This window comes from Streptomyces lusitanus (genome assembly GCF_042647945.1).
Lineage (GTDB): Bacteria > Actinomycetota > Actinomycetes > Streptomycetales > Streptomycetaceae > Streptomyces > Streptomyces pseudogriseolus.
The window spans coordinates 313,622-338,457 of sequence record NZ_JBHRWL010000002.1 but is presented as its reverse complement, the minus strand read 5'-3'; the positions used below and the strand labels follow the sequence as shown (position 1 = coordinate 338,457).

General features: G+C 71.6%; 27 protein-coding genes. 5 read left to right on the top strand and 22 right to left on the bottom strand.

The features are described from left to right. Positions 1-38: 38 nt before the first annotated feature. The gene (locus tag ACFOSY_RS02975) at positions 39-680 is read right to left on the bottom strand and encodes a hypothetical protein (RefSeq protein WP_394305132.1); all 642 of its coding nucleotides are present in this window, start codon (positions 678-680) and stop codon (positions 39-41) included. A gap of 74 nt (positions 681-754) precedes the next feature. Here ACFOSY_RS02975 and ACFOSY_RS02970 point away from each other — a divergent pair, with 74 nt between their 5' ends. Further along, positions 755-1,141 carry a DUF192 domain-containing protein gene (locus tag ACFOSY_RS02970; protein WP_394305131.1) on the top strand — a complete coding sequence of 129 codons (387 nt, stop codon included), beginning with the start codon at positions 755-757 and terminating at the stop codon, positions 1,139-1,141. Between the two features lie 6 nt (positions 1,142-1,147). Here the strand turns inward: ACFOSY_RS02970 and ACFOSY_RS02965 are convergent, their stop codons facing one another. From ACFOSY_RS02965 to ACFOSY_RS02900, 14 genes are all read right to left on the bottom strand, one after another. Then, complete coding sequence (locus ACFOSY_RS02965) at positions 1,148-1,762, bottom strand: OmpA family protein (RefSeq protein WP_394305130.1); 615 nt, start codon at positions 1,760-1,762, stop codon at positions 1,148-1,150. Positions 1,763-1,769: 7 nt separating this feature from the next. Beyond that, the gene (locus ACFOSY_RS02960; protein ID WP_394305129.1) at positions 1,770-2,351 is read right to left on the bottom strand and encodes a hypothetical protein; all 582 of its coding nucleotides are present in this window, start codon (positions 2,349-2,351) and stop codon (positions 1,770-1,772) included. Positions 2,352-2,384: 33 nt separating this feature from the next. After that, a complete protein-coding gene (locus ACFOSY_RS02955; RefSeq protein WP_394305434.1) occupies positions 2,385-3,014 on the bottom strand; it encodes a pilus assembly protein TadG-related protein in 630 nt (209 codons plus the stop codon). Further along, the gene (locus ACFOSY_RS02950) at positions 3,011-3,208 is read right to left on the bottom strand and encodes a Flp family type IVb pilin (protein WP_189479843.1); all 198 of its coding nucleotides are present in this window, start codon (positions 3,206-3,208) and stop codon (positions 3,011-3,013) included. The genes ACFOSY_RS02955 and ACFOSY_RS02950 overlap by 4 nt, the downstream gene beginning before the upstream one ends. A 150-nt stretch (positions 3,209-3,358) precedes the next feature. After that, positions 3,359-4,171, bottom strand: a complete 813-nt coding sequence (locus ACFOSY_RS02945) for a response regulator (protein WP_394305128.1) — start codon at positions 4,169-4,171, stop codon at positions 3,359-3,361. Beyond that, the gene (locus ACFOSY_RS02940; RefSeq protein ID WP_394305433.1) at positions 4,161-5,360 is read right to left on the bottom strand and encodes a sensor histidine kinase; all 1,200 of its coding nucleotides are present in this window, start codon (positions 5,358-5,360) and stop codon (positions 4,161-4,163) included. The genes ACFOSY_RS02945 and ACFOSY_RS02940 overlap by 11 nt, the downstream gene beginning before the upstream one ends. Positions 5,361-5,705: 345 nt before the next feature. Further along, positions 5,706-6,593: a DUF5936 domain-containing protein gene (locus tag ACFOSY_RS02935; RefSeq protein WP_394305127.1), complete on the bottom strand. Its 888-nt coding sequence runs from the start codon at positions 6,591-6,593 to the stop codon at positions 5,706-5,708. A gap of 21 nt (positions 6,594-6,614) precedes the next feature. After that, the gene (locus ACFOSY_RS02930; protein WP_394305126.1) at positions 6,615-7,559 is read right to left on the bottom strand and encodes a type II secretion system F family protein; all 945 of its coding nucleotides are present in this window, start codon (positions 7,557-7,559) and stop codon (positions 6,615-6,617) included. Between the two features lie 11 nt (positions 7,560-7,570). Then, positions 7,571-8,908, bottom strand: a complete 1,338-nt coding sequence (locus ACFOSY_RS02925; RefSeq protein WP_394305125.1) for a CpaF family protein — start codon at positions 8,906-8,908, stop codon at positions 7,571-7,573. A 98-nt stretch (positions 8,909-9,006) separates the two neighbouring features. After that, positions 9,007-9,372, bottom strand: a complete 366-nt coding sequence (locus ACFOSY_RS02920; protein WP_394305124.1) for a TadE/TadG family type IV pilus assembly protein — start codon at positions 9,370-9,372, stop codon at positions 9,007-9,009. A gap of 1 nt (position 9,373) precedes the next feature. Next, positions 9,374-9,703 (bottom strand): pilus assembly protein, encoded by a 330-nt coding sequence (locus ACFOSY_RS02915; protein WP_394305432.1) that lies wholly within the window; start codon positions 9,701-9,703, stop codon positions 9,374-9,376. A 113-nt stretch (positions 9,704-9,816) separates the two neighbouring features. Then, a complete protein-coding gene (locus ACFOSY_RS02910) occupies positions 9,817-11,070 on the bottom strand; it encodes an AAA family ATPase (protein ID WP_394305123.1) in 1,254 nt (417 codons plus the stop codon). Positions 11,071-11,079: 9 nt separating this feature from the next. Then, the gene (cpaB, locus tag ACFOSY_RS02905) at positions 11,080-11,784 is read right to left on the bottom strand and encodes a Flp pilus assembly protein CpaB (protein ID WP_225653611.1); all 705 of its coding nucleotides are present in this window, start codon (positions 11,782-11,784) and stop codon (positions 11,080-11,082) included. 70 nt (positions 11,785-11,854) lie between these two features. After that, positions 11,855-12,688: a hypothetical protein gene (locus tag ACFOSY_RS02900; protein ID WP_394305431.1), complete on the bottom strand. Its 834-nt coding sequence runs from the start codon at positions 12,686-12,688 to the stop codon at positions 11,855-11,857. A 438-nt stretch (positions 12,689-13,126) separates the two neighbouring features. Between ACFOSY_RS02900 and ACFOSY_RS02895 the strand changes: the two genes are divergently transcribed. Then, a complete protein-coding gene (locus tag ACFOSY_RS02895; protein WP_394305122.1) occupies positions 13,127-14,836 on the top strand; it encodes a chitinase in 1,710 nt (569 codons plus the stop codon). A 68-nt stretch (positions 14,837-14,904) separates the two neighbouring features. Here ACFOSY_RS02895 and ACFOSY_RS02890 read toward each other — a convergent pair whose 3' ends face one another. Next, complete coding sequence (locus tag ACFOSY_RS02890; protein WP_394305121.1) at positions 14,905-15,408, bottom strand: YfbM family protein; 504 nt, start codon at positions 15,406-15,408, stop codon at positions 14,905-14,907. Between the two features lie 183 nt (positions 15,409-15,591). Here ACFOSY_RS02890 and ACFOSY_RS02885 point away from each other — a divergent pair, with 183 nt between their 5' ends. Both ACFOSY_RS02885 and ACFOSY_RS02880 read left to right on the top strand, forming a co-directional pair. Further along, complete coding sequence (locus ACFOSY_RS02885; protein WP_394305120.1) at positions 15,592-16,101, top strand: SigE family RNA polymerase sigma factor; 510 nt, start codon at positions 15,592-15,594, stop codon at positions 16,099-16,101. Positions 16,102-16,164: 63 nt separating this feature from the next. Then, positions 16,165-17,397: a hypothetical protein gene (locus ACFOSY_RS02880; protein WP_394305119.1), complete on the top strand. Its 1,233-nt coding sequence runs from the start codon at positions 16,165-16,167 to the stop codon at positions 17,395-17,397. 25 nt (positions 17,398-17,422) lie between these two features. Here ACFOSY_RS02880 and ACFOSY_RS02875 read toward each other — a convergent pair whose 3' ends face one another. The 6 genes from ACFOSY_RS02875 to ACFOSY_RS02850 form a co-directional block, all read right to left on the bottom strand. Beyond that, a complete protein-coding gene (locus ACFOSY_RS02875) occupies positions 17,423-18,745 on the bottom strand; it encodes an Nramp family divalent metal transporter (protein WP_394305118.1) in 1,323 nt (440 codons plus the stop codon). An 87-nt stretch (positions 18,746-18,832) separates the two neighbouring features. Continuing rightward, positions 18,833-19,447 carry a hypothetical protein gene (locus ACFOSY_RS02870; RefSeq protein ID WP_394305117.1) on the bottom strand — a complete coding sequence of 205 codons (615 nt, stop codon included), beginning with the start codon at positions 19,445-19,447 and terminating at the stop codon, positions 18,833-18,835. Positions 19,448-19,547: 100 nt separating this feature from the next. Next, positions 19,548-21,035 (bottom strand): GntP family permease, encoded by a 1,488-nt coding sequence (locus ACFOSY_RS02865; RefSeq protein ID WP_394305116.1) that lies wholly within the window; start codon positions 21,033-21,035, stop codon positions 19,548-19,550. Positions 21,036-21,159: 124 nt separating this feature from the next. Further along, positions 21,160-21,570 (bottom strand): RidA family protein, encoded by a 411-nt coding sequence (locus ACFOSY_RS02860; RefSeq protein WP_019522386.1) that lies wholly within the window; start codon positions 21,568-21,570, stop codon positions 21,160-21,162. A 12-nt stretch (positions 21,571-21,582) separates the two neighbouring features. Beyond that, positions 21,583-22,341 carry an IclR family transcriptional regulator gene (locus tag ACFOSY_RS02855; protein ID WP_189404277.1) on the bottom strand — a complete coding sequence of 253 codons (759 nt, stop codon included), beginning with the start codon at positions 22,339-22,341 and terminating at the stop codon, positions 21,583-21,585. Next, positions 22,338-23,432, bottom strand: a complete 1,095-nt coding sequence (locus ACFOSY_RS02850; protein WP_394305115.1) for a sugar kinase — start codon at positions 23,430-23,432, stop codon at positions 22,338-22,340. The genes ACFOSY_RS02855 and ACFOSY_RS02850 overlap by 4 nt, the downstream gene beginning before the upstream one ends. A gap of 132 nt (positions 23,433-23,564) precedes the next feature. On the opposite strand from ACFOSY_RS02850, the gene ACFOSY_RS02845 reads away from it, so the two are divergent. Continuing rightward, complete coding sequence (locus ACFOSY_RS02845) at positions 23,565-24,836, top strand: amino acid deaminase (protein ID WP_394305114.1); 1,272 nt, start codon at positions 23,565-23,567, stop codon at positions 24,834-24,836.

Here is a 24,836-nt window from a genome sequence, read left to right as displayed (position 1 = left end):
ACTGCAACAGAGCTAATACCGAATTGGGACGCGGCAGCCTACGTCAGGGGGTGGCACCTGGCGCTTCCCCGCTGCGACGACAGACGCTCGGTCACCCACACACCGTTCTCGTTCTTGCGCAGTGTGGCCGCGTAGACGACGTAGGCGTCCTTGGACACCGGTGTCACGTCGACCTTGCCGGTCTCGAGGAACTTGTTGTACGCCTTGCCCTGGTCCTCGCAGTACACCAGGGCGGCCGTTCCGTCCTTGTTGACCGTCACGTCCGCGTCGTAGAAGCGCGTGACGCCTGTCGTTCGGGCCTTGTGGTCGACGAACGACTGAATCCACTCCTCGGTGCCGGCGGCAGCCGTACCTTCGGTGTAGAAGCGGTAGGCCTCGTGGAGCGGGTCCTGTTCCGCGATGGCCATGTCGACGGCCTTGATCCGCTGCTCCGAGTCGCTGAGGACGGCGTCCTTGTCCTCGTTTCCCGTCCTCGGCCACTCGAACGTGTAGGTCACGTCCGCAGGCAGCTGAATTTCCGGGCGTTCAGCCGACGCCGGGGCGGACGACGTCGGCGTCTCGAATCCCGTCGCCTTGTCGCTGCCCTGGGCCGGGGCGTCGGTGTCCTCGCTGCCGCACGCGGTCAGGGCCAGGGCCGTGGTCACGGCGAGCGTCGTGAGGAAGGCTGTACGGCGGTTCAAGGATGCTCCCGGTGGGGCGAGGCGTCGTTTCGACGGGATCACGGTATCCAGTGACGGAGGGTACGTTCGCCGGGGTGAGGGGAGGCGCGGTCGTGCGGTGGCGGGACGGGCGGGGGGAGTTGGTCGTGCGGCGGCCGGGCGGGGACGTCAGCGCGTGTGTGCCGCTCGAGGTCGCGGCTTCCTATCGGGCGCGGACACGCGGTCTGCTCGGGCGGGAGAGCCTCGACGGCGCGCTGTTGCTCTCGCCCGCCAACAGCATCCACACCTTCCGTATGCGCATGTCCATCGACGTCGCCTACCTGGACCGCCGGCTCCGCGTCCTCGCCGTGCGCACCATGCCGCCCGGACGGCTGGGGCGGCCACGCGTCCGGGCACGGCATGTCATCGAGGCCGAGGCGGGAGCCATGGAGGGGTGGGGGCTCGGCGTCGGAGCGATGGTGGAGGTGCGTGCGCTCCCCTGAGCCCGCTCAGTTCGCCCCTCGCGGGAACGAGATCTCCACCCGCCGGTTCTTCTTCCGGCCCTCCTCCGTCGAGTTGTCGGCGATCGGGTAGTCCTCCCCATAACCGCGCACCTCGTACGTGATGTTCGCGTCGCTCAGCTCCTCTTCGAGGATGCCGTGCACCGCGTTGGCCCGCTTGCGGGACAGCACATCGCCGTGCGCGGACGAGCCCAGGTTGTCCGTGAAGCCGAAGACGCGGATGCGGGTCGCGTTCTGCGTCTTGATCTCGTTCGCGATCACGCTGATGCGGGACCTCGCCTGGGCGGAGATCTTGGCGCTGTCCTTGCCGAAGAGGACCTCCGCCTGGAGGGCGAACGTCACGTTCGTGTTCGTGTCCTCGCGGCGCTCGTCCCCGCTCTGGTCCTCGACGACGGACTTGATGTCCAGCACCTTCGGCTCCGCGAGGGTGGCCCCGTCCGGGAGCTTCAGGTCGGGATCGTTGGGGTCCAGTTCCACGGGCGCGGAGGCGCTGGCTTCCGTGCCCGGCGGGACGCTCGGTCCGTCGTCGGCGTGCGCCACGGCCGGACCGGCGGCCAGCAGGGTGGCGAGCGTACCGATGAGAAGGAGGCGCGTGTGTGTCATCCCCGCCTCACCCAGAGATCTGGATGGTGCCGCTGGCGAACGTCGGCAACTGGAACGTAACTTCCGACGAATCGGTCGGCGGGGCCGGGAACTGCATGAACACTGGAATCGACTCACCGGCCTTCAGACGCGGCATGTTCGTCGTGGTGAGCGGACGCCCCTCGGTGTCTCGCAAAACGTAATAGCGCTTCTTGCTCGCGCTGTCGACGAGCGTGGCACCGCCCAGAGACCGCCCATGCGCGATGATCTCGGTCTCGTTCCCCGAAGCTTGAACCGGGATGCGCGCCGGCTCGGAGCTGTCGTTCTTGATCTCACCGTTCACCGTGACGAAGCCGCCTGCGTCCCTCGTCGCCGAGGTGATCTTGAGAGTCAGGCCTCCTTCACCGCGCAGTTCCGCCAGAGTCTCGTCGTCCCCCTCCTGAGTACTCGGATTGGAGTCGGTCCCATTCGAAGCCGAGGCTGAGTCTTTCGGCTTTCCGTCCTCGCCGTCGTCACTTCCGCCGCACCCGGCGACACCGAAGGCCAGTCCGGCCGCAACAACCAGCGCGACGAGCCCCGTGCGAGCCCTCGTTGTGAACCGAACAGTCATACCCTGCATCCTCAGTCACTCGTCGTTTGCTTGTCAGTCGGCCAAGTGCACGTCGAAGAGATCCTCGGGCTTCGGCAACAGATCCTTAGGTGTTTCCGGGTCCAGGTCCCAGTCGACTCCGCCCTTGCAGTTGAGCGTGGGGAGCTCTTCCGGCTCGTCCTTCTCCCCCCCGTCCGCATCCTTTTCCCCGGCGGGAAGATCGAAGCCGCAACGGGACTCGATCACGGCAGTGGCAGTCGACCGCGACTTCTTCGTCTCGGTGCCGGGCACGATGGAGTCTCCGACCGTCTTGTTCGTCTGCACCTCGACCGTGTAGCTGAGGAGGCCGTCCGCCTTGCAGCTCAGGACCGTGGCGTCGTTGCTTGCCGCCAACTGCTCGGCCCGCCAGCAGGACGGCGTGAGCCCATCCGCCGTGCCGTCGAAGATGTCCTGCCACTTCTTGGGGTCGAGCAGGTTCTCCAGCCACGCCCCGGCCAGCTGGTCACGCCGCTCCTGAGCTGCCGCGAGCGCCGCCGCGTCGGCGGCGGTCTGGGCGCCGTTCCTGTTCGCTGCGGCTTGGCCGACTGCCAGGTAGGCGAACGCCAGGAAGAGCAGGCCCCCCACCACAGTGATGTAGATGGGGAATGCCTGACCTGCGTCAGCGCGAAGACGTGGACGGTTCAGCCGACGAGCTCGTCGACCTTGTCCACGATGGCCTGGTAAATCGTCTGCCCGATGTCCGTCCCCGTGATCGCCAACACGATCGCCACCACCACCGCGATGATCCCCAGGTACTCCACCGCCGTCTGGCCACGGTCGTCGCGACGGGCTGCGCGGGACTGGAGGTACGTGACCGTCGTGTTGATCCAGTTGCCCATGGTGTTCCCCTCCGGCGGACGCGGTGGCGGCCTGGGTCCCGGGGCCGCTGTCGACCTCGGCACCGTACGAGGGGCGGGTGAGGCCCCTCAAGGGTCCCGGGGCCCATTTCCGGACCCAAAGGCGGGCCCAGCGCGTCGTCGGTGTGCGCCTCACCACCGGCCACCCCCGTACCGGGTCGAACTCCCGCGCGTCCCCTGCCACTTCGCCGTGGCCTCGGCGCGGCTCGTGCTGTGCAGCTTCGCGAAGATGCGGTTGATGTGGTTCTTGACCGTCTTCTCGCTGATGAAGCACGTGGCGGCGATCTGCTGGTTGCTCATGCCGGACGCGATGAGCTCCATGATCTCCGCCTCCCTCGCACTCAGCCCGTACGTCGACCTGTCAGACACCGACTGTGCCATACGCGGTTGCACTTGCGAAAGGTTTTTTGTCGAAGTGGGGCCAGTGGGTTGCCAACTCCCGTCCGCCGTGCCGGAGAAAGCGGAATCTCCCTCACCTCGCACCCGCAATTGCGCAAGCAATCTCCCCGCAGCCGTCGGCGTCAAGTGCGGCCTCCCCCGCCTCGCGTCCCGTACCGCCGTCACCAGTTCGTCCGGCGTGAACTCACCGTGGACCAGATACCCGTTCGCGCCCCGGCGCAGTGCCTCGTGGACGATGTCCGACTCCCCGCTGTACGTCAGCATCAGCACCGCCGTCAGCGGCACCAGGTGCGGGAGCGCCGAGAGGCCGTCCACCCCCGGCATGCGGACGTCGAGCAGCACCACGTCCGGACCGTGCGCGAGCGTCGCCTCGTACGCCTCCCTGCCGTCCGCCGCCTCCGCCACCACCTCCAGGTTGTCCCGGCCGGTGAGGAGGGCGGTCAGGCCCGCGCGGACCACGGGGTTGTCGTCGGCCACGACCACGCGCAGGGGCTCCGGAGGCGGGGCCTCGCCGAAGGGGTCCGGCGTGTTCGGTTCACCGGTCATGGTGGACCTCCGTCACACGTGTCGTCGTCACCATCGCCCCGAGCGGCAGCTCCAGGCGGACCTCCGTGCCGCGTCCCCGCTCGCCCCGCCCGAAGTCGATGCTCGCCCCGACCGAGGCCGCCCGTTCCACCATGCCCACCAGGCCGAAGTGGCCGGCGCGGCGCAGACGGTCGAGGTCGGGAGCGGCGGGATGGCCGGGGAGGCCCGTACCGTCGTCACGGACGCTGACCGTCAGCACGTCGGCCCGCACGCCCGCCCGCACGTCCACCCTCGTCGCCCGTGCGTGGCGGTGGGCGTTCTCCATCGCCTCCGCCGTGATGGAGAGGAGCTGGCGGGCCACCGTCCGGGGGACCGGCGGGGCGGGCGCCTCCCCCGTCCTCGCGTACGTCACCGGCGCCCCGGTGCGTGTCCGGAAGGCCCGTACCGCACACGCCAGTTCCGCCATCACATCGACCGAAAACGAACCCCCCGGCGCCCCCTCCCGCCTCAGGTCCGTCAGCAGTTCCCGTGACTCGGCGGCCGCCCGCCGCGCGGACCGCGCCACCAGTTCCGCCTGGCGTTTGACCAGGGCCGGGTCCATGCGGGCGGCCCCCGCCGAGCAGGCCAGGCCGTCCGCCGCCAGGGCGACCCCGTGCAGCGTCTTGGCGACCGAGTCGTGCATCTCCCGGGCCAGTCGCGCCCGTTCGGCGTCCACCGCCTCCGTGACCGCGAGGCGGGCCCGGACGGCGGCCAGGGCCCGGGTCGCCTCGCCGAGGTGGAGCATCAGCTTGCGCAGGCTGGAGCCGACCGCCCCCGCGATCACGCACAGGCCGGGCAGGATCAGCGTCTCGGCGGGTTCGGTGTGCGGGTTGTCCAGCGTGGCGTGGACCAGCAGCAGGATCACGCCCTGGAGCGACGCGAAGACGGCCGCGCCCCGCCAGCCGTAGATGAGGCCCGCGAGCAGCGGCGTGCAGACGCTGACGTAGGCGAGGGTCGTGTCGGGGCCGGCGGAGACCAGCAGCAGGGCGCCGAAGAGGGTGTCCGCCGCGAGGAGGGTGGGGTGGCGCAGGAGGAGGGGGCCGAAGCGCTCCCAGTCGCGGAAGAGGGCGTACGACACCATGAAGGTGACGACGACCGCGATGCCGACCAGGCGTACGCCCCAGCCCGCGCCCGCGTTCAGCAGCGCGGACGGCGCGGCCACGGCGATCATCGCCAGCCGGAAGCCGAAGGCCTGACGGCAGAGCGCCTGGAGGGCGTTCACCTGGAGCTGGGTGTCCGTGACCGGCCCACTCGGCCGCTCCTCGGGTTCCGGCGCCTGTGCCACTTCGGGCTGAAGAGGCTCCTCAGCCGCGTGAGGCGGGACGGCCGCTCCTGGCGCCGCGCACGCCCCACCCGCCGCGACCGCCGCGACCGGCACAACCGCAACCGCCCCCGCCCGCCGCCGGAACCCCGGGCCGCCGCGCCGCCGCCAGCCGCGCCCCCTCCGCGTCCTCGACGCCCTCGCCGTCCTCTCCGCCCTCATCCTCGTCATCGTCCTCATCGCACTCCCCTCCCCTCACTCCCCCGTGAGCGACCCGAAGTCCGTCCCCGAGCCGAGGATCAGGCCGGCGCCGAGAAGGATCATCGTGGCCGGAACCATGAAGGTGGTGATCATCAGCGTGGCCTTGGGGACCGCGCGGGCCGCCTTGCGGCGGGCGTTCTGCGCGTCGGTGCGGCGCATGTCCTTGGCGAGCGCCACCAGCGTGTCGACGATCGGCGCGCCCAGCTCCTCGCCCTGCTGGAGGGCGGTGACGAACATGGCGACCTGCTCGGAGTCGTTGCGGCGGCGCAGCTCGGCGAAGGCCTGCCGGCGGCTCATGCCCAGGTCCATCTGGCGCAGGGTGATGCGCAGTTCGTCGGCCCAGGGGCCCTCGTACTGGGAGGAGACGCGTTCCAGGGCCTGGCGGAAGCCGAGGCCCGCGCTGACCACGACGGCGAGGACGTCCAGGAAGTCGGGCAGGGTGCGCTCGATGACGTCCTTGCGGACGCGGATCGCCGACCAGATGCCGACCTCCGTCCAGAACGCGCCGAAGGCGAGCAGCAGCAGCGCCACGAACAGCTGGCCGCGCATCAGGAACACCAGGAAGCCGACGCCGCCGAGGGCGCCGTAGACGGCGCGGCGGGCGGCGTAGCGGTGGATGGTGAGGCCGCCGGGGTTGCCCGCGAGGTCGATCTTGCGGCGGTACCTGGCGACCTGCTTGGGGCCCATGAGGCGCAGCACGGCGGGGGCGTAGCGCATGCCCATGCGGTCGATGAGGGAGTCGACCGCGCCGGTGCGGGTGGAGCCGACCTCGAGGGCGAGCATCAGGTCGCCGGGGAGTTTGGCCTCCGCGCGGTACATGCGGATGCCGGCGAAGATGCCGCACACGGCGAGGGCCATGAGCGCGGCGAGCAGGAGTGCCATGTCGTCGTCCCCTTTCCCGGCTCAGACGTCGATGCGCGACAGGCGGCGGATGAGCAGGAAGCCGACGGCGTACAGGCCGAAGGCGACGAGGACCGCGATCTGGCCGGCCGGCGATCCGGTCATGCGCTCCAGGGCGCCGTCCTTGACCCCGTCCATCAGGAACAGCGAGCCGACGCCGAGCACGGGCACCGCGTACGAGGTCATGCTGACCTGGGAGAGCTGGGTGCGGACCTCGCGCCGGGTCTCCTTGCGTTCCTCCAGCGTCTCGGTGAGGTTGCGCAGCGCGCTCACCACCTGGCCGCCCGCCCGGTTGGAGAGCACGAGCGTGGTGACCAGGACGACCAGTTCGCGGGAGGGGAGCCGGTCGGACAGTTCGCCGAGGGCGTCCTCCATGGAGGCGCCCATCGCCAGCTGGTTGGCCACCTTGCCCAGTTCCTCGCCGGCCGGGGCCTCCAGCTCCTCCGCGGCGATGCCGATGGCGGTGCGCAGGGCGAGGCCCGCCTGGGTGGCGTTGGCGAGGATGCGGGCCAGTTCGGGAAGCTGGTTGATGAACCGCTCGATCCGCTTCTGCCGCTGCCAGTTGAGGAACTGCACGGCCGCCCAGACGCCGAGCAGTCCCGCGATCGGGCCGAAGAAGGGCGCGAGGGCGGCCTGTCCCGCCAGCCACAGTCCGGCGACGACGGCGAGCATCGCCACGAAGAACTCGCCGGGTGTGACGTCAAGGCCGGTGGCGAGCAGGCGCAGCTCCAGCGTGCGGCCGAGGCGGGTGCGGCGCAGCCGGCGGTCGAGTTGGGGGAAGCGGCGCCGGCGGCCGGCGGAGGGGAGCTCCCCGGTGGCCGACAGCCGGTCCACCAGCGCCTGCCGCTGCGCCCGGCCGGCCGCGTGGACGTGCACGCCGGCGACAGCGAGGACGCAGGTCAGCAGGGTGACGCCGGTGGTCAGCGTGATCAGGTTTTGGAGCTCCATGGGGGCGGTACCTACCTGGCTTCTCGGGTGGCGAGCTGGTCGGCGGAGTGGGCGATGCCGAACGCCTGCGGGACGGGCTGGCCCGCCATGTAGAGGCGGTCGGCGGTCCGCCGGGGCAGGGGGTGGTGGACGTAGGAGCCGTGGACGCGGCCGTCGGGCGTCATCGGCAGCGCGTCGAAGCGGGCGGCCGTGGCCAGCCGGTACGGCTCCCCGCCGTGGCTCTCCAGCAGGGCGATCTCGGTGATGCGGCGGGCGCCGTCGGCGAACCGGGTGAGCTGGACGATCACGTCGACGGCGCTGTTGATCTGGTCGTGCAGGGCGACGAAGGGGATCTCCACGTCAGACATGGAGGCGAGGGTCTGGAGCCGGGTGAGGGCGTCCTCGGCGCTGTTGGCGTGGACGGTGGCGAGGGAGCCGTCGTGGCCGGTGGACATGGCCTGGAGCATGTCGAGGGACTCGCCGCCGCGGACCTCGCCGACGACGATGCGGTCGGGCCGCATCCGCAGGGAGTTGCGCACCAGGTCGCGGATGGTGACGCGGCCCTTGCCCTCGACGTTGGGCGGGCGGGACTCCAGGCGGATGACGTGCGGCTGCTGGAGCTGGAGTTCGGCGGAGTCCTCGATGGTGATGATGCGCTCGCCCGCGGGGATCAGCCCGGACAGGGCGTTGAGGAGGGTCGTCTTGCCGGTGCCGGTGGCGCCGGAGACGATGATGTTGAAGCGGGCCTGCACCAGCCCGGCCAGCAGGTACAGCATGGGCTCGTCGAGCGAGCCGAGGCCGATCAGCTCCTGGAGGGTGAACGAGCGCGGGAAGCGGCGGATGGTGAGGACCGCGCCGGTCAGGGACAGCGGCGGGATGATGACGTTGACGCGCTCCCCGGAGGGCAGCCGGGCGTCGACCATGGGGGTGGACTCGTCGACGCGGCGGTTCACGGTGGAGACGATGCGTTCGATGGTCTGCATCAGCTGGTCGTTGGAGGCGAAGCGCAGCGGCAGTTGCTCCACCCGGCCGCCGCGCTCGACGAAGATGGCGTCGGGGCCGTTCACCATGATCTCGGTGACGGAGGCGTCCTCGAGGAGCGGTTCCAGGATGCCGAGGCCGAGGGCCTCGTCGACGACGCGGCGGATCAGCTGGGCGCGTTCGACCGTCGACAGGACGGGGCCCTCACGGCTGATGATGTGGCCGAGGACGCGTTCCAGCCGGGCCCGGCGCTCGGCCGGGGACAGCGCGCTCATCTCCGCGAGGTCGATCTCCTCCAGGAGTTTGGCGCGGTAGGACGCGACGAGGTGGCCGTCCTCGCCCCGCCCGGCCTTCTCCTCGGGGGAGTTGATGCGTGCCCGCAGGCTCATGAGTCGCTCGCTCCTCGCTCGTGTCCCGGTCCTCGCTCGTGTCCCGGTTCTTGTCCCTGTCCCGGCCCTTGTCGTCCGGCGCTCCGGTGGTGACGGTGTCAGTGGTCGACGGGCATCGTGGCGCTCCTCCCGGCCGTTCCGAAGTCCCAGCCGGGCACGATCGACGGGATGTCGACCCGGGCGGTGACGGTGACCTCGTCGCCGCCCTCCGCCGTGCCGCAGGAGGTGCCGCCGGCCAGCCAGGAGCTGACGGCGGCCGTGCAGGCGGCCTGGGCGCCCTGGTCCAGGGAGGCGCTGCGCGCGCCCGCGCGGGCGGCGGTTCCGGCCTGCTGTGCGGTGTAGGCGATCAGGCCGAGCTGTACGGCGGCCATCGCCACGATCAGCAGGACCGGCAGGAACCCCAGGTACTCGATCGCCACCTGCCCACGGTCGCGGCGGCGTCCTTCGCTGCGTCGGTACGGCATGTCAGTCCGTCTCCTCCTCGACCGCCCCCGCGTGGCCGGTCACGTCGAAGGGGAACGACAGGGTGCCGGGGAAGAGGATCGGCACCCTGATCGTCACGTCGGCGGTGACCATGCCGCCGCCCGTCGCGCAGGTCACCGTCGCGCCGCTGCTCCAGGCGCCCGACAGGGTGGCCGTGCCGGCCTCCTGGCAGGCGCCCTGGCGTGCGCCGGGGGACGCGGCGGTCCCGGCGCGGGCCGCCTCGTCGGCGGCGTTCCCGGCGAGGGTGAAGGTGTAGCCGACCAGCACGAGCTGCCACAGCACGACCAGCGTGACGAGGATCGCCGGGGTCATGCCGAGGAACTCGACGGTCACCTGCCCCCGGTCGCGTAACGGCCCCGTGACGGCGGCCCGCCGCCCCGTGACGGCCCACCGCCGCCCCGTCGCCCACGGCCTCCGGTCGGGCCTCATCCCGTGCCGTCCCTGCGCCGCCGGAAACTCACCGCGCCCCGGTCGCCGCGCAGCCGTCCGCCCTTGTGGCCGGTCTCCGGGGCCCGTACGAGCCCGAGTTCGCCGGCCAGCGCCCACATCGCCTGCTTCACGGTGCTCTTCGCCTCCAGTTCGTGCACGCGCCCGGCGTCCACCACACCCTGGAGCTCCTTGAAGTGGGCCGGGACCGTGGTGGCGGCGACGGCGGTGCCGGTGATGCGCGCGATGAGCGGCGGCTGGATCTCCGTGGACCGGGTGTGCCGGTTGACGACCACCGTGGTCTCCTCAGCCTTGCGGATCTGGAGCCGGTCCCACATCCGCACCGCCCGTTTGGCGCCCCGTACGGCGATGACGTCGGGGGTGGTGACCAGCAGGGCCCGGTCGGCCATCTCCACGGCCGCCGCGCCCGCGCCGCCGAGCTGGGCGCCGCAGTCGATGACGACGACCTCGTAGCGGGAGCGCAGGGCGCTGACGATGTGGCGGGCGGCCCGGTCGGTGACCTCCTCGCCGCGTTCGCCCTCGGCGGGGGCGAGCAGCAGGGCGAGTCCGCTGTCGTGGCGGAAGACGGCGTCGGCGAGGACGCGCGGGGAGATGTCGTGGATCGCGGCGAGGTCGACGACGGACCGGCGGAACTGGACGTCCAGGTAGGAGGCGACGTCGCCGGTCTGGAGGTCCATGTCGACCAGGGCGGTGGCGCGTCCGGAGGTCTGGGCGGCGAGCGCGAGCTGGACGGCGGTGAGGGTGGCGCCGACCCCGCCCTTGGCGCCGCTGACGGTGACGACGGTGCCGCCCGCCCCGCCGACCGGGTCGCTGCCGGCGCCCAGATGGCGCCGTACGCCGGCCGACCACTGGGCGACGGCCTGGACGCGGCTGGCGAGTTCCTCGTAGCCCAGCGGGAGGGCGACCAGACCGCGGGCGCCGTAGTCCATGGCGGCCTGGAAGAGGCCGGGGCTCGCGTCGGAGGTGACGAGGATGACGCCGGCGGCGGGGAAGCGCAGGGCGACCTCGCGGATCAGTTCCAGCGCGGGGACGGGGCCGATCCGCTCGTGGACGACGACCACCTCGGGCAGTTCGTCGAGGGACTCGGCGGCCAGCCGGGAGAGGGTGTCGACGAGCTGCGTGGAGTCGGTCACCGGGGCGAGCGGCTCCACGTCGGGGAGCTGGCCGATCAGGGTGGTGAGGGACCGGACGGCGTCCGCGTCACCGACGGCCGGGAGGATCCTGGTGGACATGCGGGCCTCTCACTTGTCCTGCGCGAGTTCGTACGTCCGGTCCTTCTCGGGGACGCCGGTGTCGCCCCCGGGGCCGACCAGCGCGAGCCGCACCCGCTGGGCGAACGACTCGGCGTAGGTAATGCGCTGGGCGTCGAGGGTGGACAGCGCGAAGGTGATGGGGACGGCGTCGGCGGGCCCGCGGCGGTCGTCCTCGTCGGGCTGGAGGGCGGTGAGCCGGCCGACGTCGAGGACCTTGGCGTTGGTGACGATGATCTTCGACTGGTCGGGGTCGCCCTCGCGCTGCCCCTCGAAGGTGGCGTACACGTTGACCGTGGAGCCCGGGGTGATCTTGCCGGCCACGCCGGTGGCCGCGTCGATCATGATGGCGACCTCCTGCTGCCCCGGCTGGAGTTCCGGCCGGTCGACGATCATGTCTGTCTGCAGCAGCGACCCCTTGCGCAGGGTGGTGACGGCGATCTTGCCGCGGATGTCGTCGAGGTCGGTGACGGCGTTGTCCGACAGCCACCGCTCGGGCATCTCGATCCGCTCGAACTGGTCGGCGCCGAGGGTGGTGTAGGGCGCGATGTCGGTCTTCAGCCGGTACGCGGCGACCTCGGGGCCGACCTTGGAGCGCACGTCGTTGATGACGGAGAGCACGCCGGCGAACGCGCCGAGGGCGCACAGGACCGACAGGAGGATAAGTATCACGCCGCGGCGCTGACGGGAGTTCATGAACCGTGCAACCTCGTTGGGGGGTGGCGGTCGAGCGGGACGGTGCGGGCTCGTGCGGTGGACGGACGGGTCACGTGCGTCGGGTGAGGGCCGGTCTGCCCTCGGGGGCGGGCGGGGTGGCCGAGCAGAACACGCAGCGGTCGCCGATGACGTCGATGCCGCACCAGTGGCAGGCGCCGCGCCGTACGGACGTGACCAGTTGGTAGAGCACGGACAGGTCGGGCAGGTAGGTGCAGAACTCGACGAGCTTGCCGGTGCCCCACCAGCGTCCGGACTCCGCGGGCAGCGGGGCCTCGCGCAGCCCCTGCACCCGCCAGGCGGGGGCCAGGGTGCTGGTGACCCAGTCGGACGGGAGCTGGCCGCGGGCGACGAGCATCCAGGTGCCGAACTCGGGTCCGGCCAGCATGGCGTCGGGGCCGAGGCGGACGAGCTGCGGCTGGGGGTGGGCGAGGACGGCGAACTGGCTGCCGGGCAGCCAGGACTTGGCGTGCTGCTTGAGGTCGACGGGGATCCGGTCGAGGCGGGCAACGGAGCCGAGCAGCGCCCCGGCGTGCAGGTAGTGGGTGAGCAGGCGGCCGGCCGAGGCCAGCACGCCGGGTCCGATGTCGCAGGAGGCGAGCTGGCGCAGCTGGCGGGCCAGCACGGCGACGGCGAGCGGCGGCAGGTCGGGGCGGAACAGGGCTATCCGGTCGCTCTCCAGGAGGGAGCGCAGGGTGTGCAGCCGCCGCAGGACGGACTCCGGGGTGGCCGGGGAGCACACGACGACGACATGGCCGTGCGCCTCGACGACCGCCTGGAGTTCGGTCAGCACCTGGTCGAGCGGGCGGGTGTCGACGTCGCGCAGCACGACGGCGGGCAGGGTCCGTTCGTCGTGCGCCGGCAGCGCCATGTCGGCGCCGGTCACGGCAATGGCAGTTGGCACGCGCGGCTCCCCGTTCTCCCCATGCCCGTCGGCCCACCGGGTGTTACTCCGGTGCACCCTCGTGACTTCACTGCGTGACTACCTCAGCACTGTATCCGCGGGTCTGTGACCGGAGAACAGCCTTTGAGCAGCCGGAGCGCAACTTCCGGCACACACTTCGCGCCAAACCGGGGCAGGCCGATCATCTCGCCGGTCTCGATACGGCACCGACCGTGTGGGTTTGGTGCACCCGGCTTGACGCCGGACCCGCTCCGCCTCCTCCGGACCACGCTTCCCACCCGTCCGCCGCCCTACTCCAGCTCGGGCGCCGCCGTTTCCGGTCTGGACCTATTGACAACGCGATTGGTCTGGACCACGGTGTGGACATCAACGGTGGCCACCGTCGCTTCCCCTCCCCAACTCCCCCACCGGAGGCCCCAAGTGGACCGCGTACCACGCATGCCCGGACGCGGCGGACGCCCCTGGGCGGCCGCCCTCGTCTCCGCCCTGGCCCTCGCCCTTCCCCTCGCCGGCGCGGGCCAGGCGACCGCGGCCGACGTCAACAACGCGAAGAACGCCGGATTCGAGTCGGGCCTGAGCGGCTGGACCTGCTCCGCGAACAACGGCAGCGTCGTCTCCTCCCCCGTGCACGCCGGTTCGGCCGCGCTGAAGGCCACGCCCGCCGGGCAGGACAACGCCCGCTGTTCCCAGACGGTCGCGGTACGCCCCAACTCCACGTACCGGCTGACCGGCTGGGTGCAGGGCGGGTACGCCTACCTGGGCGTGACCGGCACCGGCACCACGGACGTGTCCACCTGGACCCCGGACTCCTCCTCCTGGAAGCAGCTGTCGACCAGCTTCTCCACGGGTGCGAACACCACGTCGGTGACGGTCTACACCCACGGCTGGTACGGCCAGCAGCCCTACTACGTGGACGACCTGTCCGTCCTCGGCCCCGACGGGGGCGGCGGGGGCGACCCGGAGCCGACGGTCCCGGCCACCCCGGCCGGCCTGACCGTCTCCGGCACGACCGCCACCTCGGCGACGCTGACGTGGAACGCGGTGTCCGGCGCGACCGGTTACACCGTCTACCGCGACGGCACCCGGGCGACCGCCGTGACCGGCACCTCGGCGACCGTGACCGGGCTCGCGGCCGACACGTCGTACTCCTTCCAGGTCGCGGCGACCAACGCGGCCGGCGAGTCGGCCAAGTCGGCCGCGGTGTCCGTGCGCACCCGCGAGGACGGCGGCAACGGGGGCGGTGACCTGCCCCGGCACGCGGTGACCGGCTACTGGCAGAACTTCAACAACGGCGCGGCCGTGCAGAAGATCTCCGACGTCCCGAACCAGTACGACATCATCGCGGTCGCCTTCGCCGACGCCACGGGCACCCCGGGCGCCGTCACCTTCAACCTGGACTCGGCGGGCCTGGGCGGCTACACCGTCGACCAGTTCAAGGCGGACGTCCGCGCCAAGCAGGCGGCCGGCAAGAAGGTCATCATCTCGGTGGGCGGCGAGCGGGGCACCGTCTCGGTGAACGACTCCACCTCGGCCGCCAACTTCGCGAACTCGGTGTACGCCGTGATGCAGGAGTACGGCTTCGACGGCGTCGACATCGACCTGGAGAACGGCCTCAACGCGACCTACATGACGCAGGCGCTGCGGTCGCTGTCCGCGAAGGCGGGCCCGTCGATGATCCTGACGATGGCGCCGCAGACCATCGACATGCAGTCGGCGTCCAACTCCTACTTCCGGACCGCGCTGAACGTGAAGGACATCCTCACGGTCGTCAACATGCAGTACTACAACAGCGGTTCCATGCTGGGCTGCGACGGCAAGGTCTACAGCCAGGGCTCGGTGGACTTCCTCACCGCGCTGGCCTGCATCCAGCTGGAGAACGGCCTCGACCCCTCCCAGGTGGGCATCGGCGTGCCGGCCTCGACGCGGGGCGCGGGCAGCGGCTATGTCGCGCCGTCCGTGGTGAACGCCGCCCTGGACTGCCTGACCCGCGGCACCAACTGCGGCTCCTTCAAGCCGTCGAAGACCTACCCGGGTCTGCGCGGCGCGATGACCTGGTCCACCAACTGGGACGCGACGGCGGGCAACGCCTGGTCCAACGCGGTGGGCCCGCACGTCCACGCACTGCCGTAACCGGCGCGTCTCCCTTCACGACCGCCCCTGCCCGGCTCACCGGGCAGGGGCGGTCGGCGTCCGCGCGCTCAGCTGATCCAGACCAGGACGCCGTCCCCGTCACGGGCCGCCGCCCGCAGGAACACCGCCAGGGCCTCGTAGTGGGCGGTCACCTCGTCCACCGGCTCGCCGCGCTCCCAGACGACCGTGGGGTAGATGTCGGCCTCGGCCAGCTCGGCCGGGGTGACGCCCTCGGTCAGCCGGGCGGAAGGCGTGGCGTCGACGGCGTCGGCGGCGGCGCGGACCTGGGCGGGGGTGAGGCAGCGGGGCGGCCCGTAGCTCCACTCCTCCGCCCCGGGTATCTCCTCCTCGCCGAAGACGATGTCGACGGGGAAGCCGATACGCCGGAGCAGGAAGTCGAGGGCGTGCCACATCTTGTCGGTGTCGAAGCGGCGCGCCCGGTCCCACGGCAGCTTCTCGTCCCACTCCTGCTCGGTCAGCTCCTGGACGCGCCGGTACGCCCAGTCCGGGTCGCCGACCGCGCGCTCGAACTCGGCGGGCGTCAGGCGCGCGTACTCTCCGATCATGCCCACGGCGGCTCCAGGGAAGGTCGACGGGCGGCGCTCGTGTGCGCCGGTGAATGACGCGGTCATCCTGACAGCGGCCACTGACAACGGGCGGCGCGCGCTGTGTCCGGCACTCCATGAAACATTTCCCCGCCCCCACCGCATCAAAGAGGTGAGAGCGGTTCGGTGGGCGTGACGGGGGGACGGCGGATGAGGCAGCGGCGCACGGAGGACTATGCGGAGTTCGCCTCCGCGCGGGCGGGTCACCTGTACCGGTCCGCGTGCCTGCTCACCGCCGGGGACACGCACCTCGCCGAGGACCTCGTGCAGGAGACGTTAGGCCGGCTGTACGTCCGCTGGGGTCGCGTCTCCCGGGCGGAGAACCCGGCCGCGTACGCGCAGACCGTGCTCACCCGCACCTTCCTCGCCCACCGGCGGCTGCGCAGCAGCCGGGAGCGGGCGACCGACACCTTCCCCGACCTGCCGGGCACCGGCGACGGCGACGCGCCGCTGCGGCTGACGCTGATGGCCGCGCTCGCCCGGCTGCCCGCCAAGGACCGTGCCGTCGTCGTCCTGCGCTACTGGGAGGACCTCTCGGTGGAGCAGACCGCCGACGTGCTGAACGTCAGCTCGGCGGCCGTGCGCACCCGGTGCGTCCGCGCGCTCGGCCGGCTGCGGCAGCTGCTGGGCGAGGACGTCCACGAGTACTCCCGCCCCTGACAGCCGCCTCAGCATCACCTCTTCGTCCGACATACCTCACCCCCGTGGAAAGGGTGGTTCGTCATGCCCGAGAACCAGCACACCGACCTCTTCGAGGACCGGTTCGCCACAGCGCTGCGCGACACCGGCCACAGCTTCCGTACCGACGACCCGGCCGCCCTGGTCACCGGGGGCCGGGTGCGCGGACGCCGGACCCAGCTGCTGCGGCGCTCCGCCGTGCTGGGCGGGGCGGCCGCTGTCGCCCTGGTGGGGGTGGGCGGGGCGCTGCTCGTGCCGGGCAACGCCGCCGACGCCACCGACCCCCTCCGCACCTCGGCGGCCACCGGGCCGGCCACCACCGGGAGCCCGGCGTCGAGCACCTCGCCCGGGGCCGCCTCCTACACGGGCGACGACCTCCTGCGGTCGCTCAAGAAGCTGCTGCCGCGCGGCACGTTCAGCGAGGAGGCGGCCGAGGGCACGGAGTCGTCGACGCCTCCGTACGCGCACGTGGTGTTCGACGACGGCAAGGGCGCGGCGGCGATCGACCTGACCCTCAACCGTGTGGAGCCGGACAGCGACCAGGCCCGTGAGGTGACGACCTGCCCGGACAAGGAGTTCGTCGACTACGACAGCTGCACCTCCACCCGGCTGCCGGACGGCTCCCGGCTGATGCTGTTCCGCGGCTACGAGTATCCCGACCGGCGCGTGGACACCAAGTGGTGGAACGCCGAACTGGTCACGCGCAAGGGCCAGCACGTCTCGCTGAGCGAGTGGAACGCCCCGGCGCAGAAGGACGCCCCGGTGTCCCGTCCGCGGCCTCCGCTGTCCGAGGCGCAGATGAAGAAGGTCGTCACCGCCGACGTGTGGCGGCGGGTCGTGGACGCCATTCCGGAGGGCCTGCCCACCGGTTCGATCGGCGACACGCTGGCCGGTCTGCTGCCTGACGGGCTCACCGTGACCGGGAAGGGCGGCAAGGACGACTACGCCTTCCTCGTCGTCGACGACGGCAAGGGCGGCAGCCTCGTCCAGGTCAACGTGCAGCCCGGCATGTCGGACATGGCCGACGAGCTGTTCGGGGACGCCGAGAAGCTGCCCGACGGCAGGCTGGTCACCACCCGGACGTCGGGCGGGGAGAAGGAAGGCCAGGGCGTCGTCATGTGGACCGCCGACACCCTGCGCCCCGACGGGCTGCGCGTCGTCGTCAGCGCCTTCAACACGCCCGCCCAGGACCAGGACGCCACGCGCGACACCCCCGCGCTCACCCTGACGCAGCTGCGGGAGATCGCGCTGAGCACGGAGTGGGACGCGGGGGCGTGAGACGAGGGGCGGGACGGCGGGCCGGTCAGAAGAACTCCGACCAGGGCTGGTCCCAGATCTGCTTGACCGCGAGCACCAGGAACAGCAGGCCCGCGACCGTCAGCATGCCGTTGCTCAGCGGACCGTTGCGCCACTCGCGCGGGGTGCGGGAGGAGTTGAGCAGCCACACCAGGGTGAGGGCCAGGAACGGCATGAAGGCCGCGCCGAGCACGCCGTAGATGATGATCAGCCGGAACGGCTCGTCCTGGAACAGCAGGATCATCGGCGGGAAGGTCAGCCACAGCAGGTACGCGCGGAAGGCCCAGGAGCGCTCCCGGCGCCCGGAGGCCAGCTCGTCGGCGCGTGCCTGCCGCTCGCCGCGCTGCCGGGCGAGGAAGTCGGCGAACATCAGGCTCACGCCGTGCCAGACGCCGATCAGGGAGGTGAAGGAGGTGGCGAAGAAGCCGATCAGGAACAGCGTGCCGGTGGTCGAACCGTACCGGTCCTCCAGGATGTCGCCGAGCTGGATCAGCCCCTGGTCGCCGCTGGAGATGGCGATGTTCGCCGAGTGCAGCAGCTCCGCGCCGACGAACAGCATCGCGACGACGAAGACGCCGGTGGTGAGGTAGGCGACGCGGTTGTCCAGCCGCATCACCTTCATCCAGCCGGTGTTGGTCCAGCCCTTGGCGTTGACCCAGTAGCCGTAGGCGGCCAGCGTGATGGTGCCGCCGACGCCGCCGATCAGGCCGAGGGTGTTGAGGACGGAGTCCTTCTCGTCGGGCAGCACGGGGAGGAGGCCGGCGAAGGCGTCGCCCAGGTTGGGCGTGACGCGGACGGCCAGGTAGACGGTCACCACGAACATGACGCCCACCAGGACGGTCATGACCTTCTCGAACACCGCGTACTTGTTGAACCAGACGAAGACCAGGCCCACCAGGCCGCAGGCGATGCCCCAGTACTCCAGGTCCATCACGTCCGGGAACAGCGCCTGGAGCGGCAGCGCGCTGGACGACATGGCGGCGGCGCCGTAGACGAAGCCCCAGATGACGGCGTAGACGGCGAAGAACCAGGTGGTCCAGCGTCCGAGGCCGGCCCAGCCGTCGAACAGCGTGCGCCCGGTGGCCAGATGCCACCGGCCGCACGCCTCGGCGAGGGAGATCTTCACCAGGCAGCCGACGACCGCGGCCCACAGCAGGGTGTAGCCGAAGTTGCTGCCGGCGATGAGGGTGGCCACGAGGTCCCCGGCGCCGACGCCGGTCGCGGCGACGACGATGCCGGGGCCGATGTAGCGCCAACTGGACTTGCGCGGCTGAGGGCCGGGCCCGTCCTGCGCACCGATGTCCTGGGTGTTTCCCGTGGTGTCCGCCATGAGGTCAAGAAAGCGGACGGGTGCCGGTCCCACAAGAGGGCGTGCCGGGATCTTCACCGGTTCCCCCTGGCGGGACCGACGGCGGGATCAGGCGCGGTCGGCGGCCTTGTCCTTGTCCTTGTCCTTGGCCTTGGCCGACGTCTCGGATGGTTCGTCGGCCGGCTTGTCGGCCGGCTCCTCGGCGCCGTCGTCGAAGTACTCGTCGAGGACCTTGTCCAGGGCGTCGTCCCACTCGGCGAACCGGCGGCGCGAGTCGGCCTCGATCTCGATGGGGTACCAACGCCGTTCGGGCGTATGGACGGTGACGGTGTACCGCTTGCCGAAGCGGGCCGTCTCCGTCTCCACCGCGCCGATCTCGTCCCAGCGGAACTCGCACTCCTGGTCGTCCAGCTTCAGCCGCACGCCGCGGTGGTCGGCGACGATGGCGGCACGGCGGTCGGACGCCTCGAAGACGGGCCCGTCGGGGACGGGTTCGGGCTCGGGCTCGTCGTCCCCGGCCTCCCCGGCCTCCTCGGAGACCTCGGCGGCCTTCACGCCTTCGGCTTCACCTTCCGCTTCGGCTTCGGAGGCCGGGGAGTCGGCGGACTCCCCGGCCTCCGTGGCCTCGTCCGTGCCGGGCGCGGTGAGCCCGGGGATGAAGGCCGGGTCGAACCCGGCGCCCTCCAGAGGCTTGCTGCTGCTCGAACCTATGCGCTGCTCCACACCGCAGGAGTATGGTCGACGAACCTGTGCGCGTCACAGCCAGCCCCGACTTCGTTATCAGACGCCTACACGGGCACCACGCCTCGCGCGCCCGCCGGGCTCACACCACCAGGCTCAGCGCCGCCGCGACGACGAAGCCGGCGACGGACAGCACGCTCTCCAGTACCGTCCACGTCTTCAGCGTGTCCCGCTCGGTGATGCCGAAGTACTTGGCGACCATCCAGAAGCCGCCGTCGTTGACGTGCGAGGCGAAGATGGAGCCCGCCGAGATGGCCATGATGACGAGCGCCACGAACGCCTGCGAGTGGTCGCCCTCGGACAGCAGCGGCGCCACGATGCCGGCCGTCGTCACGATCGCCACCGTCGCCGAGCCCTGCGCGACCCGCAGCACCACGGAGATCAGGTAGGAGAGGACGATCACCGGGAGGCCGACGTCGTTGAAGGTGTCGGACAGCGCCTGGGCGACCCCGCTGCCCTTGAGGACGGCGCCGAAGACGCCGCCCGCGCCGACCACCAGCAGGATGTTGCCGACCGGCTTGAGCGAGGAAGTGGACACCGTCTCCAGGGACTTGCGGGACCAGCCGCGCCGGATGCCGAGCAGGTAGTACGCGAGGAACAGGGCGAGGGTGAGGGCCACGAAGGGGTGGCCGAAGAACTCGATGACCGAGCGGAGCGTGGACTCGTCCAGCGCGATGGAGGAGAAGGTCGCCGCGAGGATCAGGATCAGCGGCGTGCCGATGATGCCGAGGACCGTGGCGAGCGGCACCGGCGTCTCACGCGGCTGCACGCCCGACGCGCGCTGTTCGGCGGCGACGGCGTCCTTGGCCTCCTGGGCGGCCTCGACCATGTCCTGCGGGACGGCGACGAAGATGCGCTTGCCGATCCAGGCGGAGTAGACCCACGCGGCGGCGACGGCCGGCAGACCGCAGACGACGCCCATGAGGATGACCCAGCCGAGGTCGACGTGGAGCAGTCCGGCGGCGGCCACCGGGCCCGGGTGCGGGGGCAGGAAGGCGTGGGTGACGGAGAGACCGGCGAGGAGGGGGAGGCAGTAGAGGAGGATCGACTTGCCGGAGCGCTTGGCGGCGGCGTAGACGATCGGGGCGAGGACGAAGATGCCGACGTCGAAGAAGACCGGGATGCCGAAGATCAGGCCGGTCAGGCCCATCGCGAGGGGCGCCCGCTTCTCGCCGAACAGTCCGAGCAGCCGGCCCGCCAGCACCTCGGCGCCGCCGCTGACTTCGAGGATCGCGCCGAGCATGGTGCCCAGGCCGATGATGATCGCGACATGGCCGAGGATGCCGCCCATCCCCGACTCGATGGTGGACACCGCGTCCGACCGCTGGACCGTGCCGAAGAGTTCGGTGACCGACAGGCCGGCGAGCAGGCCGACGGCTATGGAGACGCCGAGCAGCGCGACGAACGGCTGGAGGCGGACCTTGATGATCAGGAAGAGCAGCAGCGCGATGCCGATGGCGGCCACGGTGAGCAGGCCCGCGGTGCCGTCGACGAGGAGGAGCAGTCCTCCGGTGTGCGGTGGTGTCTCGGCGGGCGCGGATGCGGCGAGCGGAAGGAACGGAAGGGACATCGGGGGTCCTCTGGGTAAGGGCATGAGGCTTTCGGGCAGGGGGGATCGCGGCACGGCGTCCCAGGGGTGCGGGACACCGTGCCGTGATGTCGTACGGCGGTGCGGTGGGGGGGTCCGGCGCGGGTCAGCCGAGGACGGCGAGCGCGTCGATCTCGATGAGGAGGCCGGCGGGCAGACCGACGTAGACGGTCGTGCGGGCGGCGGGCGGCTGGGTGAGGCCCTGCTCCTCGAAGTAGGTGTTGTAGATCTCGTTCATCTCGGCGAAGTGGTCCACGTCGGTGAGGTAGACGCGGATCATCATCACGTCGTCCCAGCTCGCGCCGCCCTCTTCGAGGATCGCCTTGACGTTGGCGAGGGTCTGGAGGGTCTGCTCGCGCAGGGTGGGACCGGCGGGCGTGGGCGGCTTGCCCTCCTCGGCGGGCAGGAAGCCGACCTGGCCGGCCACCTGGAGGATGTTGCCCTTGCGGACGCCGTGCGAGAACTTCGCGGGCGGGGTGGTGTGGGTCTTCGGGGTCAGCGCGACTTTCTCGGTCATGCGGGGGTGTCCTTACTTCGGTTCTGCCGGGGTACGGCCGGAGTACTCGCCGCTGATGGCGTCCGCGGTACGGCGCACCAGCGGGAGCAGGGTGAGGAGTTCGTCGGCGGTGACGACGACGTTCGGCGCGGAGACCGACATCGCGGCGACCACCCGGCCGTCGGCGCCGCGGATCGGCGCGGCGACGCAGTTGATGGACTCCTCGTGGCCGCCGAGGTCGGTGGCCCAGCCCTGTTCGCGCACCTTGGCCAGCTCCTGGAGGAACGCGGCCGCGTGGGGCGTCGAACGGGGCGTGTACATGGGGTAGTCGAGCTTCTCCGCGAGGGCGCGGCGCTCGTGCTCGGGCAGGTCGGCGAGAAGCAGCTTGGCCACGGCGGCGACGGTGATGGCGACCGGTTTGCCGATACGGGAGTACATGCGGACCGGGTAGCGGCTCTCCACCTTGTCGATGTAGAGGACCTCGTTCTCCTCGTACACGGCGAGGTGCACGGTGTGCCCGCAGGTCTCGTTGAGGCGTACGAGGTGGGCGTGCGCGATCTCGCGCACGTCGAGGTTCTCCATCGCCTCCTGCGCGAGGGCGAACAGGCGGGCGCCGAGGCGGTAGCGCTGGTCGGACTGGCGGTAGACCAGGCCGTGCTCGTGGAGGGTGCGCAGGAGGCGGAGGGCGGTGGACTTGTGCACGCCGAGGCGGTCGGCGACCTGGCCCAGGTCGGCGGGGCCCTCCGCGAGCAGCGGAAGGATGCTCAGGGCGCGGTCTACGGTCTGGCTCATGGGGTGCGTGCCTCCTCTACGGCCTCTGCGTCGGCGTCTGTCCAGCCGGGGCCGAGTCGCAGTCTCCCCCACGCGGGGTCGTCCAGGGCGGCGAGGCGGTCGGCGAGGGGGCGGGCGGGGGGTTCCGTCACGTCGCCGGGGGTGGTGAGGGTGGCGGCGGCGGTGAGGTGGCCTTGGCGGAGGCGGGTCTTGAGCGGCAGGCCGCGCAAGGTTGCTGAGAGGAATCCTGCTGCGAAGGCGTCGCCTGCGCCGGTTGTTGCGACCACGTCGACGTTCAAGGCCGGGGCCGTTGCGGCTGGGCGGGGGGTGTTGTCGCAGCCCGGCGACTGCGGGGTGCCGTCCGCGCCCGCCCGTGCCGCCCCAGCGGCACGATCGCCCGCGGGCGGGCGGCAGAACGCCACCGCCCCCACCGCGCCCTGCTTCACCACCAGCACATCCGGTTCGGGGAGTGCCTCTCTGATGGCCGTCGGGCCGCCCGTGAGGCCCCAGGCCTCCTCCGCCTCGTCCTCGCCCACGAAGACGATGTCCGCCCCGCGGGCCAGATCCAGCAGCACCTCCGCATCCTGGCCCTCGCCCCACAGGCCCGGGCGGTGGTTCACGTCGAAGGAGATCAGAGGGCGCCCCGCGTGCGGGGCGGTCAGCTCGCGCATCAGGGTCAGGCAGTCCTCGGACAGGGCCGCCGTGATGCCCGACAGGTGCAGCACGCGTCCCGCCCGTACCGCGTCCAGGTCCACGCTCGTCGGTGACATCGCCGACGCGGCCGAGCCCGCCCGGTAGTACGCGACCTCGTGGGCGTCGTCCGCGCGGTCGCCGGCCGTGCGGAAGTAGACGCCGGTGGGGCGGTCCGGGTCACGGCGGACGTGGGACACGTCGACGCCGTAGCCGCCGATCGCCTCGACGAGGTGGTCGCCGAACCCGTCGGCGCCGACCCGGCTGACCCACCGGGTGGTGTGGCCGGCCGCCGCGAGCGCGCACGCCACGTTGGACTCCGCGCCCCCGATCGACCGGTGGAACGCGGGGACGTCGGCGAGGCGGCCGGGTTGGGAGGGCAGGAACGTCACCATGGACTCGCCGAGCGCGACAACGTCCACGGCGTGACTCCTTCTCTTCTGCGGGTGGGGCGGTCGCCGTTGACCGCACGTGGCCGAGATGTTAGACAGCGTTAAGCGATATACGCAATGGATGTTGCAAGCAATGCAACACGCCTGATCAGGGAGGTTCCGATGGTCCTCGACGCTCTGGCCCGCCTCACCGAGGAACGGGTCGACCACCGTTTCAAGGGCCTCCCGCCGGACGCCGCCGGCCTCACGGTCGGCGAGCTGGCCGCGCAGCGCCGGAACCTCTTCACGGACGGCTTCACCACGCCCGTGCTCGCGCTGTCCGCCGAGCGTCTGGAGCACAACCTGGCGGCGCTGGAGACGTACGCCGAGCGGCACGGACTGGCCTTCGCGCCGCACGGCAAGACCTCCATGGCGCCGCAGCTCTTCCAGCGGCAGATCGAGCGGGGCGCGTGGGGCATCACGCTCGCCGTTCCGCACCAGGTGCGGGTGGCGCGGGCGTACGGCATCCGGCGCGTCTTCCTCGCCAACGAACTCGTCGACGCGGCGGCGCTGCGCTGGGTCGCCGCCGAGCAGGACGCCGACCCGGCGTTCCGGTTCGTCTGTTACGTCGACTCCGTGCGCGGGGTGGAGCTGATGGACGCGGCGCTCACCGCGGGCGGCGCCTCCCGCCCCGTGGACGTCGTCGTCGAGCTGGGCGCCGGTGAGGGCGCGCGCACCGGGGTGCGGACGGAGGCCGAGTGCGCGGCCGTCGCCGACGCGGTGGCGGGCACGCGGACCCTACGGCTGGTCGGGGTCGCCGGGTACGAGGGCGAGGTGCCGGGGGCCGATCCGGAGCGGGTGCGGGCATGGCTGCGGCGGCTGGTGGCGCTGGCCGTGGACTTCGACAAGGCGGGGCGGTTCGCGGGGCTGGACGAGATCGTGGTGAGCGCGGGCGGCAGCGCCTGGTTCGACGCGGTGGCGGACGTCTTCGCGGAGGTCCCGGAGCTGTCGGCGCCGGTGCTGAAGCTGCTGCGGTCGGGCGCGTACGTGTCGCACGACGAGGGGCACTACGAGCGGCTGACGCCGTTCAACCGGGTGCCGCGGGAGGGCGGTCTGGAGCCGGCGTTCCGGCTGTGGACGCAGGTGGTGTCGCGGCCGTCGGCACAGCAGGCGTTCACCAACGCGGGCAAGCGGGACGCGGCGTACGACCTGGATCTGCCGGTGGCCCGGGTGGTGCGCAGGGACGGGGCGGAGCGGCCGGCCACGGGGATCGAGGTGACGGGTCTGTCCGACCAGCACGCGTGGCTGCGCACCTCCGAGGAGGCGGACCTGGAGGTGGGAGACTGGGTGGGCCTCGGCCTGTCCCACCCCTGCACGTCCTTCGACAAGTGGGTGCTGATTCCCGTGGCGGAGGCGGACGGCACGGTGGTCGACTACATCCGTACGTTCTTCTAG

Bases quoted from the DNA above. Each gene is read 5' to 3' on its own strand.
- ACFOSY_RS02910 (WP_394305123.1), bottom strand. From the start codon at position 11,070: ATGTCCACCAGGATCCTCCCGGCCGTCGGTGACGCGGACGCCGTCCGG.
- ACFOSY_RS02945 (WP_394305128.1), bottom strand. From the start codon at position 4,171: ATGACCGGTGAACCGAACACGCCGGACCCCTTCGGCGAGGCCCCGCCT.
- ACFOSY_RS02920 (WP_394305124.1), bottom strand. From the start codon at position 9,372: ATGCCGTACCGACGCAGCGAAGGACGCCGCCGCGACCGTGGGCAGGTG.
- ACFOSY_RS02885 (WP_394305120.1), top strand. From the start codon at position 15,592: ATGAGGCAGCGGCGCACGGAGGACTATGCGGAGTTCGCCTCCGCGCGG.
- ACFOSY_RS02845 (WP_394305114.1), top strand. From the start codon at position 23,565: ATGGTCCTCGACGCTCTGGCCCGCCTCACCGAGGAACGGGTCGACCAC.
- ACFOSY_RS02935 (WP_394305127.1), bottom strand. From the start codon at position 6,593: ATGGCACTCCTGCTCGCCGCGCTCATGGCCCTCGCCGTGTGCGGCATC.
- ACFOSY_RS02860 (WP_019522386.1), bottom strand. From the start codon at position 21,570: ATGACCGAGAAAGTCGCGCTGACCCCGAAGACCCACACCACCCCGCCC.
- ACFOSY_RS02865 (WP_394305116.1), bottom strand. From the start codon at position 21,035: ATGTCCCTTCCGTTCCTTCCGCTCGCCGCATCCGCGCCCGCCGAGACA.
- ACFOSY_RS02950 (WP_189479843.1), bottom strand. From the start codon at position 3,208: ATGGGCAACTGGATCAACACGACGGTCACGTACCTCCAGTCCCGCGCA.
- ACFOSY_RS02930 (WP_394305126.1), bottom strand. From the start codon at position 7,559: ATGGAGCTCCAAAACCTGATCACGCTGACCACCGGCGTCACCCTGCTG.
- cpaB (WP_225653611.1), bottom strand. From the start codon at position 11,784: ATGAACTCCCGTCAGCGCCGCGGCGTGATACTTATCCTCCTGTCGGTC.
- ACFOSY_RS02875 (WP_394305118.1), bottom strand. From the start codon at position 18,745: ATGGCGGACACCACGGGAAACACCCAGGACATCGGTGCGCAGGACGGG.
- ACFOSY_RS02960 (WP_394305129.1), bottom strand. From the start codon at position 2,351: ATGACTGTTCGGTTCACAACGAGGGCTCGCACGGGGCTCGTCGCGCTG.
- ACFOSY_RS02965 (WP_394305130.1), bottom strand. From the start codon at position 1,762: ATGACACACACGCGCCTCCTTCTCATCGGTACGCTCGCCACCCTGCTG.
- ACFOSY_RS02855 (WP_189404277.1), bottom strand. From the start codon at position 22,341: ATGAGCCAGACCGTAGACCGCGCCCTGAGCATCCTTCCGCTGCTCGCG.
- ACFOSY_RS02880 (WP_394305119.1), top strand. From the start codon at position 16,165: ATGCCCGAGAACCAGCACACCGACCTCTTCGAGGACCGGTTCGCCACA.
- ACFOSY_RS02915 (WP_394305432.1), bottom strand. From the start codon at position 9,703: ATGACCCCGGCGATCCTCGTCACGCTGGTCGTGCTGTGGCAGCTCGTG.
- ACFOSY_RS02940 (WP_394305433.1), bottom strand. From the start codon at position 5,360: ATGATCGCCGTGGCCGCGCCGTCCGCGCTGCTGAACGCGGGCGCGGGC.
- ACFOSY_RS02925 (WP_394305125.1), bottom strand. From the start codon at position 8,908: ATGAGCCTGCGGGCACGCATCAACTCCCCCGAGGAGAAGGCCGGGCGG.